7 protein-coding genes are annotated in these 12309 nt (G+C 57.2%); 2 read left to right on the top strand and 5 right to left on the bottom strand.

What is annotated here, in order from left to right; genetic code table 11:
- Positions 1-4 precede the first annotated feature (4 nt).
- Complete coding sequence (locus TK42_RS00165; RefSeq protein WP_103733358.1) at positions 5-1186, bottom strand: amino acid ABC transporter permease; 1182 nt, start codon at positions 1184-1186, stop codon at positions 5-7.
- A gap of 72 nt (positions 1187-1258) precedes the next feature.
- Positions 1259-2290, bottom strand: a complete 1032-nt coding sequence (locus TK42_RS00160; protein ID WP_032877669.1) for an amino acid ABC transporter substrate-binding protein — start codon at positions 2288-2290, stop codon at positions 1259-1261.
- A gap of 346 nt (positions 2291-2636) precedes the next feature.
- On the opposite strand from TK42_RS00160, the gene TK42_RS00155 reads away from it, so the two are divergent.
- Together TK42_RS00155 and rhlB are read left to right on the top strand one after the other, a co-directional pair.
- A complete protein-coding gene (locus TK42_RS00155) occupies positions 2637-3293 on the top strand; it encodes an alpha/beta hydrolase (RefSeq protein ID WP_078820336.1) in 657 nt (218 codons plus the stop codon).
- A gap of 95 nt (positions 3294-3388) precedes the next feature.
- On the top strand, positions 3389-4855 hold the full coding sequence (gene rhlB, locus TK42_RS00150; protein WP_103733357.1) for an ATP-dependent RNA helicase RhlB: 1467 nt from the start codon (positions 3389-3391) through the stop codon (positions 4853-4855).
- 65 nt (positions 4856-4920) lie between these two features.
- Here rhlB and TK42_RS00145 read toward each other — a convergent pair whose 3' ends face one another.
- The 3 genes from TK42_RS00145 to moaE form a co-directional block, all read right to left on the bottom strand.
- On the bottom strand, positions 4921-9651 hold the full coding sequence (locus TK42_RS00145; protein WP_103733356.1) for an RHS repeat-associated core domain-containing protein: 4731 nt from the start codon (positions 9649-9651) through the stop codon (positions 4921-4923).
- Between the two features lie 60 nt (positions 9652-9711).
- The gene (locus TK42_RS00140) at positions 9712-11727 is read right to left on the bottom strand and encodes a hypothetical protein (RefSeq protein WP_103733355.1); all 2016 of its coding nucleotides are present in this window, start codon (positions 11725-11727) and stop codon (positions 9712-9714) included.
- A gap of 128 nt (positions 11728-11855) precedes the next feature.
- Positions 11856-12308: a molybdopterin synthase catalytic subunit MoaE gene (moaE, locus tag TK42_RS00135; RefSeq protein ID WP_032877675.1), complete on the bottom strand. Its 453-nt coding sequence runs from the start codon at positions 12306-12308 to the stop codon at positions 11856-11858.
- Between the last annotated feature and the right edge of the window lies 1 nt (position 12309).

Here is a 12309-nt window from a genome sequence, read left to right as displayed (position 1 = left end):
TTCCTCACCGCTCGATCAGCGCAATGCGCTTGTTGTACCAGTTCATCAGCAGGGAAATGCTGATGCTGATCGCCAGGTACACGCTCATGGTGATGGCAATGACTTCGATGGCCTGGCCGGTCTGATTGAGCACCGTGCCGGCAAACAGCGAAACCATTTCCGGATAACCGATACCAGCGGCCAACGAGGAGTTTTTCGCCAGGTTCAGGTATTGGCTGGTCAACGGGGGAATGATCACGCGCAAGGCTTGCGGGATGATGACCTTGCGTAGCGTAGGCCCCGGGCGCAGGCCCAGCGAGCGTGCCGCTTCAGTCTGGCCATGGCTGACGGACTTGATGCCCGAACGCACGATCTCCGCAATGAAGGCCGCCGTGTACACGGTCAGGGCCAGGGTCAATGCCAGCAGTTCCGGAATCAGTACCCAGCCGCCGACGAAGTTGAAGCCGGCAAGCCTGGGCATTTCCCAATGCAGCGGTGCGCCGAAGGTCAACCCGCACAACGTCGGGATAACAATCAATAGCACCAGGCCCGTCCAGAATTTATGGAACGGTACGCCTGTCGCTTCAAAGCGCTTGTTGGCCCAGCGGGTCATCAGCACGATAGCCACGATAGCGACCACCACACTGGCGACAAACGGCCAGAACCCATCGGCCGCCAGCGCCGCCGGCATGTTCAGGCCACGGCTGCTGACGAAGAACATGTCACCAAAGTTATGGCTGTTGCGCGGCCCCGGCATGGTCAGGAACACCGCGAAATACCAGAACAGAATCTGCAGCAGCGGCGGAATGTTGCGGAAGACTTCAACATAGACCGTCGCCAGCTTGTTGATCATCCAGTTGGGCGACAGGCGCGCCACGCCGATGATGAAACCGAGCAGGGTTGCCAGCACCACACCAATGACGGTCACCAGCAAGGTATTGAGCAAGCCGATCACAAACACCCGGGCGTAGCTGTCCGATTCGGTGTAGTCGATCAAATGCTGCGCGATGCCAAAGCCGGCACTGCGCTCAAGAAAGTCGAAGCCGGAGGTGATGCCCCGGTGTTGCAGGTTGGTCTGGGTGTTGTGAAACAGGTACCAGCCCAGCGAGACCACCGCCACAATGGTGATGATCTGGAAGAGCCACGCGCGCACTTTGGGATCGCTGAAGCTGAGCTTCTGCTTGGGTGCGCCGATGAGATTTTGCATGGAATGCCCCGCAAGGAATGGAACAGAACATCACCCGGCGGTTGGCCCACCGGGTGATAGAACCATCAGCGATCAGCGCACAGGAGGTGCGTACTGGATACCGCCGTTGTTCCACAGCGCGTTCAGGCCACGGTCGATTTCCAGCGGGGTGCTCTTGCCCAGGTTGCGCTCGAACATTTCGCCGTAGTTACCCACTTGCTTGACGATCTGTACGACCCAATCCTTCTTCACTTTCAGGTCTTTGCCGTATTCGCCGTCGGCACCGAGCAGACGCGCAACGTCGGGGTTCTTGGTGGACTTGGCCTCAGCTTCAACGTTCTTCGACGTCACACCGGCCTCTTCGGCGTTGAGCATGGCGTAGCCCACCCAGCGCACGATGGCCAGCCACTCGTCGTCACCGTTACGCACCACCGGACCCAGTGGCTCCTTGGAAATGGTTTCCGGCAGCACCACATAGTCTTTCGGCGCAGCCAGCTTGCTGCGCTGGGCGAACAGTTGCGACTTGTCGGAAGTCAGCACGTCGCAACGCCCGGATTCCAGCGACTTGGCGCTTTCATCAGACGTGTCGAAGGTGATCGGGGTGTACTTGAGGTTGTTGGCGCGGAAGTAGTCGGAAACGTTCAGCTCAGTGGTAGTACCCGCCTGGATGCAGATGGTTGCACCGTCCAGTTCCTTGGCACTTTTCACGCCGAGCTTGTTGTTGACCAGAAAGCCGATGCCGTCGTAGTAGGTGATGAAGCCCGGGAATTTCAGGCCCATGCCCGCATCGCGGGAACTGGTCATGGTGGTGTTGCGCGACAGGATGTCGACTTCGCCCGATTGCAGCGCGGTGAAACGCTCCTTGGCGTTCAACTGGCTGAACTTGACCTTGGTGGCGTCACCAAAAACCGCAGCGGCCACGGCACGGCAGTAGTCAGCGTCAATCCCGAGGATCTTGCCGCTGGCATCCGGCACCGAGAAACCCGGCAAGCCGTCACTTACGCCGCATTGCACAAAGCCTTTTTTCTGCACGGCATCCAGGGTGGCACCCGCCTGGGCTAAACCACTGACACCCAGTACAGCCGCCGCTGTGACGATGGCCAGGGTGGACTTCAATACCTTCATTACATACCTCCAGTTGCTCTTGTTGTGTCCAAGCTCCAACCTCAGCGCACCCTTATGAGGCGATATCGACCCGTGTTGGCTTTTTTTGGGGTCAAGCAGCATGAGGTTTTTGCGGTAATTCCAGTTGCTTTCCCACCGGCGGCAGTCACTGATAGTGTTACCGCCCTAGGAGAGTTCTGACATCCACCTACACATAGCAAGGCGCGTACCAGAGTGCTGGCCGAGTCGCTGCCCGTCCTGTTCAGTGGTAAAAGATTCAACCTTGCGACATTCTCTTAACAGATCAACCTGTCGCGCACCGTCCCGACGCCCCCAATCCAAGCGTGCGCACATATATGGAGCAGACATGACCGACCCCTTGATTCTTCAGCCCGCCAAGCCCGCAGACGCCTGCGTTATCTGGTTGCATGGCCTGGGTGCCGATCGCTACGACTTCCTGCCGGTGGCCGAGGCGCTGCAGGAAAGCTTGCTGACCACCCGCTTCGTTTTGCCCCAGGCGCCGATGCGCCCGGTGACCATCAACGGCGGTTATGAGATGCCGAGCTGGTACGACATCAAGGCCATGAGCCCGGCACGTTCGATCAGCCTGGAAGAACTGGAAACCTCGGCCAACATGGTCACGGATTTGATCGAGGCACAAAAGAGAACCGGAATAGACGCTTCGCGAATTTTTCTCGCGGGTTTCTCCCAGGGTGGCGCAGTGGTTTTCCACACGGCGTTCAAACACTGGGAAGGTCCATTGGGTGGCGTAATTGCCCTCTCCACGTATGCACCGACCTTTGACGATGAGCTGGAGTTGTCCGCCAGCCAGCAACGCATTCCCGCCCTCTGCCTGCATGGCCAGTACGACGACGTCGTCCAGAACGCCATGGGTCGTAGCGCCTACGAGCATTTAAAGAGCCGTGGTGTCACCGTGACATGGCAGGAATACCCAATGGGCCACGAAGTGTTACCCGAAGAGATACGCGATATCGGCACCTGGCTGGCTGAACGCCTGCGCTGAAACCCGCGTTTATGTAGCCGTATGACAGACGCACTACGCCGCGCCCGATTCTTGCATTACACTGGCCGGCGTACATTCCTTAACCAATTAATGAGATGACCGTGCTCAAAGCACTCAAGAAGATGTTCGGCAAAAGCGAGGCTGAGCCGCTCGCGCCTGTTCCCAGTGCTCCTGCCCCCAAGCCCGGCAACCGCAATGACGGTCCACAGCCTGGCCGGACCGCGCCTGCCGCCTCACCGAAAAAACCCACGGTGACGCCGCCTGAACAGGTAACGCCTGCCGAGGCCGCCCCAGCACCTGCGGCCAAACCTCGTCGCGAACGCGCGCCCAAGCCGCCGGTAACGCCGTGGAAACTCGAAGACTTCGTCGTCGAGCCCCAGGAAGGCAAAACCCGCTTCCACGACTTCAAGCTGGCCCCGGAACTGATGCACGCCATCCAGGACCTGGGCTTCCCGTACTGCACGCCGATCCAGGCGCAGGTGCTGGGCTTCACCCTGGCGGGCAAAGACGCCATCGGCCGTGCCCAGACCGGCACCGGCAAGACCGCCGCATTCCTGATCTCGATCATCACCCAGTTGCTGCAGACGCCGCCGCCCAAGGAACGCTACATGGGTGAACCGCGCGCCCTGATCATCGCCCCGACCCGCGAGCTGGTGGTGCAGATCGCCAAGGACGCCGCCGACCTGACCAAGTACACCGGTCTCAACGTGATGACCTTTGTCGGCGGCATGGACTTCGACAAGCAGCTCAAGCACCTCGAAGCCCGTCACTGCGACATCCTGGTCGCCACTCCAGGCCGCCTGCTGGACTTCAACCAGCGCGGCGACGTGCATCTGGATATGGTCGAAGTAATGGTGCTGGACGAAGCCGACCGGATGCTCGACATGGGCTTTATCCCGCAAGTACGCCAGATCATTCGCCAGACCCCGCCGAAAACCGAGCGCCAGACCCTGCTGTTCTCCGCAACCTTCACCGAAGACGTGATGAACCTCGCCAAGCAGTGGACCACCGACCCGTCCATCGTCGAGATCGAGGCGCTGAACGTCGCCAGCGAAAACGTCGAGCAACACATCTACGCCGTGGCCGGTGCCGACAAGTACAAGCTGCTCTACAACCTGGTCAACGACAATGGCTGGGAACGCGTGATGGTCTTTGCCAACCGCAAGGACGAAGTGCGCCGCATCGAAGAACGCCTTGTGCGCGACGGCGTCAATGCTGCGCAACTGTCGGGCGACGTGCCGCAGCACAAGCGCATCAAGACCCTGGAAGGCTTCCGCGAAGGCAAGATCCGCGTGTTGGTGGCTACCGATGTAGCCGGTCGCGGTATTCATATCGACGGCATCAGCCACGTGATCAACTTCACCTTGCCGGAAGTGCCGGACGACTATGTGCACCGCATCGGGCGTACCGGTCGCGCGGGCGCGGCGGGTGTGTCGATCAGCTTTGCCGGGGAGGATGACTCGTATCAGTTGCCGTCAATCGAGACGCTGCTGGGGCGCAAGATCAGCTGTGAGACACCGCCGACGCACTTGCTGCGAGCTGTAGAACGCAAACGGCCGTAAGGTGGAACCAATGCCAGTCATCGAGCCTGACTGGCATTTTTTATGCGCCCACTGTCTTGTCCTGATCAGTCACTATCGCCCAGGTCACTCCAGACAGGCTGACGAATACGCATAGTCTCTTTTCGAAATTCCCCATAGAACTGAAAACTGCTCCCCGGCATGTCTGCCAGCCCCAGGCTTATGGGGCGCGGCTGTGGCTGCTGCTGGCGCTGTGACTGCTCGTCGTCGGCCGATGGCTGAGCTTGCAGGCTCTTGATTCGCGCATCCAAGCCACGACCGAAGTTAGTCCATCTGAGTACCGAGCGGGCACCGCCGAAAAGTTGACTGGCAGTGGTTATCTTGGCGGGGACAGCGAGCGAGTAAGACAACCCCGTCGCGTTTTTGCCTGCCGCAACGAGCCCGCTGCCGAGGGGGCTGGAGAAGAATCCAATGGTCTTTTCAGATGACCTGCCCGCTGCGGCTGCAAAAGCTTTAGCCCCCAATGTGACAGAAAGGCCGACACTGGCAACAACGCCAACACTGGAGAACCCGAAAGACGCCCATCCAAGGTTCTTGATGTGCTGCGAACGATCCCACCCCATTTGCTTGTCGACGGCCTCGATACTCAGCCCTGTAATCCCCAGCGTGCCGCCTACCGAGCTAGAGCCCGTAGCGATGACGCCCAGAATATTTGCCGCCTTTACCCCCCCTTTAGCGAGCGCCGCCGCCATCCCGACCACTGCAACCTTGAACGCCACCACCGATAAGGCCAGCGCAACCCCGGTCAGCACCCAAGCCAGCCACTTTGGAAAAAGCCCACTCGGGTCGATGAGGTTGATCGGGTTACCAGCGCAGTAGGCGTAGCTGTTAATCCCACCCTCATCAAAAGGCGCCAATGGATCAGCCGAAAGAAATACCATCAAGCGCGGGTCATAGGCACGCGCGCCCAAATGGTAAAGGCCGACCGCCGCATCCAGACGCTCGCCGTTAAACGCCGGCAGTTGCAGATCCGCCATCGATCGCACATTGCCGTCCTGCGGCACAACCTGGCCCTCGCCATACGGAGCGTAATGACGCTGTACAGGCGCTTGCCCAGGCGCCACCACGCCGCGCACGGTACCGGCACCGTCATTCAGATGCAGCTGCGGCCCCTCGACGCCGCCGGTACGCGCCTGCACTTGGCCCCCGACATTGAAATAACGCAGTTTTCTACTGCCCTGCACCAACCTATCCAGATGATCCCCCGCATAGACCATGGCCACCGGTGATTCATTGTCACGGGTCGCCACGACTTGTCGAGACTCGGCATCGTACTGGTAGCTGCACTGCAGGGAACCTTCCTGCACGCAGGTCAACTGGTCATAGCCGTTGTAGGTGTACGTTCGCCCTGCTGGCCCCCCGGTCAAATTACCCGCCGCATCATACGTCAGGGCATCATCCTGCAACGGGTTGGAGTGGGTCACACGGGTCAGGCGCGTGGGGTCTGCGTCGGTGAAAAACCGCTCGCTGATGTCCTGCGTGCCGTCAGCGAAAGTTGTCACGACGCCTGTGATGTTATCCAGGCTGTCGAAGCTGAATTGCTGCCCAACGATGTCGCGCCCCAACCAATCCCGGGGATGTTCACGCCCCTCGCAGCCATAATCCTTGAGCCGCAGGAAGGCGTCATAGGTAAAGGTCTCCCCCATCACCAATTCAGAGGCTGCGTCACGCACAATGCGACTGGCCAGCAGGCTGTTGGGATGATAAGTGCTGCTCATGACGTGTAGCAGCACGCCATTGTGCAAAAAGCGCCGCTGCGCCTCCCGCCCCAAGGTGTCGTAACTCACCTGTGTGACCACCTCAGTATCGGCGTAGCGAGTGGTCAGTACATCTGGTCGCGCAAACATGTCATAGCGCTGTTCAATGACTACCGTCCCAGCAGTCATCGTGCAAACCCTGCCCAGGGAGTCATATTCAAAGTCGCTACGCTGCCCATCATCCGTGGTGTGTTGCAACATACGCCCGCCGATTGAATAACCATACTGCGTGGTCTGCGGCCTACCGAGGACCGTCTGTATCTCTTTTTCCGGGTAGCCGTTCACATCATGGAATAACTCATGTTTGAGCGCGCCGCTTTCTGAATAGGTCGGCTGACCACTGACCGGATCATGCCGGTACTGCCTATCCGTGTGCCCCGCCATTTTGACCGTGCCTGGTGTGCTCAACTGCTTGTCGTAGGTCCATTGCTGACGGTGCCCACTGCCCGAGACCACGGCGACAGGTTCGGTCCAGTTTGTCTCATAGTGCCAAGTGGTGGCGGGTGCCGTGCCCCTGGACTGCGCAGTCAAACGCCCCAGGCTGTCGTAGGTGCGCGATCCCACCTGCTTGCCATCGATATTGATTGAACTGGGCAGCGACTCGCTGGTTCCATGCGCATAGGCCACCGTGCGCAGCCGCGCAGGGCTGCCATCCGAGGGCGTGTGGAGGGTGGTCAACACGCGGTCGAACAGGTCATAGGTGTAAACGGTGCGATGCTTGTCCACGTCCACCCGTGACAGGCAGCGCCCCAGGCCGTCATAGAGGGATGACTCCACTTCAGTGACCTGCCCCAAGGCGTCCACCCGGTTTACCAGGAACGGCTGATGATGGGCATTCAGATAGGTTTCCAGGAGCTCGCCGCCCTCGACCCCCGTTACACGCAGGTGCAGCCTTGGGTCATATTCATCGATCGCCACGCTGCCATCGGCACGGCTTACACGGCAGGCGTTGCCCCACGCGTTATAAGCGTAGCCGGTGGTCAATACACGCTCGCCATCCGGCAGATAATCAATATGAGTCCGTTCCACCGTTTGCCCAAGGGCATCGTAGCGCCAGGTCCCGAGGGGCTGCTCCTTTGCGCCATTCTCCAGTAACAATGCCTCGGCAACTGGCCTTCCCGCCCCGTCGAAGTAAGTGACGGTACTGCGGCCTTGCGCATCAGTCATCACCAAATGAGCGCGTTTCCCTGACGCTGCATAGTGATAAACAAAACAACGGCTGGCCTCCTGCGGCTCACCTGGCGAGGCTGTCTGCGCCGTCAATCGTCCTGCGACATCGTATGCGGTGACCAGCGTTGTCCCTCCGTCCCGGCTCATCAACAGTAAGCGCCTGTCGACCAGAGAGTGCGTGCGCACTGACTCCAGCCAGTGGCCCTCACGCCCCAATAGCCGGCGAGTTTCGCTCAGCGTGTCGCCGGTGACGGTGTAATCGTAATTGCTGACTAATTGCAGGCCATCAATGGTAGACGTGGTGCTTTTCAACCGGCCAACCAGCTCGGCTGGCGTGTCGTAGTAGGTTTGCTGTGTGCTGAATACACCAGCCTGAGTGACCGACTCCTGCACGACAAAGTAGCTGCTACCCATATGTGGCACACGGGTATGGGTGTACTCGGTGAGTCGGGCGGCAGGCGTGCCTTCCGCGGGGATAAGGCGCTCTTGCTTGACGTAACGCTGAAACAAATCATGAGGGTCGGCCGGGCATTTACCCGCCTCGCCTTTGATCGGGTAATAGCTGTATTCAATGCGAACCCCGGAAGCCTCAGTACGGCTTAGCTCGTTACCGTAGTCGTCAGTCTCACTCTCGAGCTTGACCACCCGTTCCGCACCACCCGCCACCAACGCGTAACACGTGGTGAGAATTTTTGGCAGCTGGAGGTTGGGAGGCTGGTCCGGGAAGAGCCCTGGGCTCACGTTATATTCAATGGTCCTGGTAGTCAGGGTGCCTTCGCGCAGGACCTGTTCCTCGGCCAGCAGGTGGAATTTGTTGTAGGTGGTACGCGTAACGCTCAGCGGTGCCTCATGGGTTGTGTTATCGATGCGGGTCTCTTCCGTCCAATAGTCATACTTACTGCCTATCAGGTACAGGTTGTCTTCGCCCTCACGAAAACCGCCTGAAAAGGGATAGCCAGTGAAATTCCTGCTTGGGCTGTAACTATAGGTACGTGACATGCCGGGCTGGCCGGCAGCGGGTGTATGGACCCAACTGGTGACGCGAGGGATGTATTGACCATTGGCATACTGATGGCCGTTTTCGGCGTAGTTGATCAACTCGTCGCCACCCATCGGTGAGCGCACCCGACGGATAGCAATCATGCCGTTGCGAAAGGCTTGTCCGTACTCCAATACATAGCCTGCGCCGGGAGGAGATTCGCGACTGTCATAAGGAGCGGTGAAACCGGTCAGCCGAGCGTTCGATTGGGTGAAGGTGATACGCGCATAACGTCCTCCGTCGACTCGCGTATCACTACGTACCAAGCGCCCATTGGAATAGGTCAACAACAGCAGCACTTGCTGATCATGATCCAGAATACGCTCAAGAGAACCACCCGGCGCGTACTCCCATTTCAGACGCTCACCGTTTTCAAACTGGATAGCATCAATACGATAGGACGTGGTGCTGCCCGTACGCTTCAATATCTCGACGGTACCGTCCTTGTAAATCACATGAAGCGTCGTGGCATCGGGCCGCTGGACCACCAGGTCGGCAAGCTTGCGATCCTTGATCACCAGTGTTCCGCCCGCAGAGGGCAGGCTCTGGGTTTTGAATTGCTCGCCGGTAAGCAGCGTGAGCATAGAACGAGCGCTATCAAACTCGGTATTGCTGATCCGCCAGCCAGTCCCATAAACACCCGACTCGGTGTTCATCATGGAGAATGACAGCGCGATCGTTCTACTGACCTCCAGCGGGCCTTGCGGGTATAAGGTGGCCAACTCAATTCGACAACCGTATTGGCCGGTGCGTGGGTCTACTCCGCCTCCGAAGTAAGAGCGGAAATTAAAGGCTTGAGAGTAAACATCCATATCTGACTCCGATACTTAACGTAGAATCCAGAATGAGAGAAACCAAAAACCCACAACACTCTAAACATCCGTCAAACCAAGCTTATCTCCGTCATATAACTGCTCAATTCTAAAAACATGTTCGCATCCGTAATTATCCCACAAGCGCCAAACACTATTATTATCTCTGCTACCGGTTATATTATATTCCCCACAAAAACGAACAGCTCGCATTATTGTCGATCGCCGATTGAACCTGACAGAGCCGCCGGATGGATTGGGATGTCCGCTAAAAACATCCCCTATCAAAACTGAAGCATTAACAGTATCTTTATTAATCACCACTCCGCCCTTTGTAAATGAACTTTGCTTGTTTCTTGTAAAATAGGAGGTGCGAAAATTCCATCCTTCAGCAGGAATTGACGCAGGGGAGTCAAGACCTCTATTTACAAGAAATCGCAAACCCGCCGGGGGTGTCCAATAATAAACATCGACATCACACAGATTATCACTATAAGCATCATTATCGACATACTCGACAAGCTGGCTCGTTGACAACGCATAGGGTAGTGTTGCGCGAATCGTTACATACGAGTCAAATGCAACATCACCATCACTGTAGTTAGTCGTGTAAGTCACACCACTTATCTCGATAGACGCCATGAATCTGCGCTCGTCGATGGGCACACTCGGATCCACACGTAAATAGCGATCTACGATCTCGACTTGTCGCTGAGCGTGCCCGGTCACGGCTTCTGTTTTTTGATCCGGCCTTACCTCATCGATACGTGTACGCCAGAGACCCGTATCGTAAATGTTTTTCTCCTTATCACAGCTCCAACCTTCTGGAAGCGGCTCATTGACATTTGGCGAGTAGAGCGTAACGGTCAAGCCATTACGCTCCGCTTCCGAAAGCCTGACAGGCAGCCAATACCCATCGGTTTGTCGCTGTTCAATAGCAACCTCAACAACCACCTTGCATTGATGACGACTATTGGCATACAGCTCATCGGTAAAAGTCCCGCCACCGGGCAACATGATTTTAAAATGAGTGACCCTCAGCGTCCGAACGATCTCACCGGTCAATTTAAAAAATGGAACGCCAGGCAGGTTCATTGAATCTATCTGTTTCACTAAAAACTTTTGCTCATTGCCATAGTTATCCAATACCCGCCAAAAACTCTTGGTGTCGCGACTCGCAGGCACCAGCGCAGACTTCAACCTGATCGCACGCAGCACAGTCGGTCTTTTGTTAAACGGTATCAAGGGGTTGGGCGATGGCGCAGGAAGCCCTGCATCAATCTCATGCAGATGAAGTGTCGAGTCCAACTCGTCCTTATTTATAAATGTTCCCACCCTACTCGAAGAAGTGTTATCAAGAGGTGAATGCCACGATAAAACGCTCTGAAAATCCTTACCCTCCCCAGGCAAACTCAGCGGATTATCAAAGCCCATGTTTTTTACCACCCACAAGCCGCCTGGAGGTGTCCAGTAGTAAACATCCACCGACGTGCGATAAGGCGGTGCACTGGAGTAGGCAAGATAATCTACATAGAGATCCATATCGTCTGCATCCCAGCTCATGGGACGGACCGGGCTAAGGGTGACAAAAGACTCAAGAGCAGCTTCATCTCTGAAGCTGTAAGTTGTGTAAATACAACTTTCAATCGTCACACACGCCATAAATACTGCTGGCCCGATGGGTGCGCCCGGGTCGCAACGCAAGTAGCGCTTGATAGGAGCTTCTGAGGAACGCTCAACACGCTCTACCAAGTCGTTGATCGGTTCCTGCTGCTGTGATTTGTCCCGCCAAAGTCCAAGAGTGAATTGATTTTTTTCTACATCGCAGCTCCACCCGGGAGCGAGCGTTTGATTGCCATGTTCTGACCATTCAACAAGGGTGACACTGGCGCGCTCCTCATCAGTTAAGCGCACACGGACCCACTCGTCGCCAGCGCCACTGACTTCTTTAATAACGTCAATGAGGACTTCACACTGATGGCGTCCGTTGGCATAGAGCCCATTCGCCGCCTCCGTATTGGCAGGACGACTGATGCTGAACCTCGACAAACGGCACTTGCTTGGTTGCGCGACCATGTCCCACCCCTTCATTAAGTTAGCCCTGATACCATCAGAACCTGCAGAGGGGGGCGAAACAACTGTCAGATCTGACAGTTCGATAGATCCATTTTTAATATCACTGTCGGTTAGTGGCCCTGTATAAGCTATGGCTTCCAGCGATCCGCCGCCGCATGATCACTGTGCCGCCCTTCCACCCAACGCGGGCCGTCCGGGGTATTTTCCTTCTTCCAAAACGGCGCCCGCGTCTTCAGGTAATCCATCACAAACGCACACGCATCAAAGGCCGCCTGCCGATGCGCACTGGCCGCAGCGACAAACACAATCGGCTCTCCCGGCTCCAGCGTGCCGATGCGATGCAGCACCTCCAACTTGAGCAACGGCCAACGCTGCTCGGCTTCCAAGACGATCTTGGTCAGGGCTTTTTCGGTCATGCCGGGGTAGTGTTCAAGAAACATCCCCGACACCTCGCGCCCGTCATTGAAGTCACGCACATAACCGACAAAACTCACCACCGCGCCTACGCCCACATTGGCCGCGTGCATGGCGTTGACTTCGGCGCCCGGATCAAAGGCTTCGACCTGCACACGAATGGTCATG

Origin of the sequence: Pseudomonas sp. GZJR-8 (assembly GCF_002916705.1) — a bacterium.
In the GTDB taxonomy this organism is placed as follows: Bacteria; Pseudomonadota; Gammaproteobacteria; order Pseudomonadales; family Pseudomonadaceae; genus Aquipseudomonas; species Aquipseudomonas synxantha_A.
This window is presented reverse-complemented; position numbering and strand designations above follow the sequence as displayed.

Coding starts and splice junctions, on each gene's coding strand:
- TK42_RS00140 (WP_103733355.1), bottom strand. CDS start 11,727: ATGGTCGCGCAACCAAGCAAGTGCCGTTTGTCGAGGTTCAGCATCAGT.
- TK42_RS00165 (WP_103733358.1), bottom strand. CDS start 1,186: ATGCAAAATCTCATCGGCGCACCCAAGCAGAAGCTCAGCTTCAGCGAT.
- TK42_RS00160 (WP_032877669.1), bottom strand. CDS start 2,290: ATGAAGGTATTGAAGTCCACCCTGGCCATCGTCACAGCGGCGGCTGTA.
- moaE (WP_032877675.1), bottom strand. CDS start 12,308: ATGACCATTCGTGTGCAGGTCGAAGCCTTTGATCCGGGCGCCGAAGTC.
- TK42_RS00155 (WP_078820336.1), top strand. CDS start 2,637: ATGACCGACCCCTTGATTCTTCAGCCCGCCAAGCCCGCAGACGCCTGC.
- TK42_RS00145 (WP_103733356.1), bottom strand. CDS start 9,651: ATGGATGTTTACTCTCAAGCCTTTAATTTCCGCTCTTACTTCGGAGGC.
- rhlB (WP_103733357.1), top strand. CDS start 3,389: ATGACCGTGCTCAAAGCACTCAAGAAGATGTTCGGCAAAAGCGAGGCT.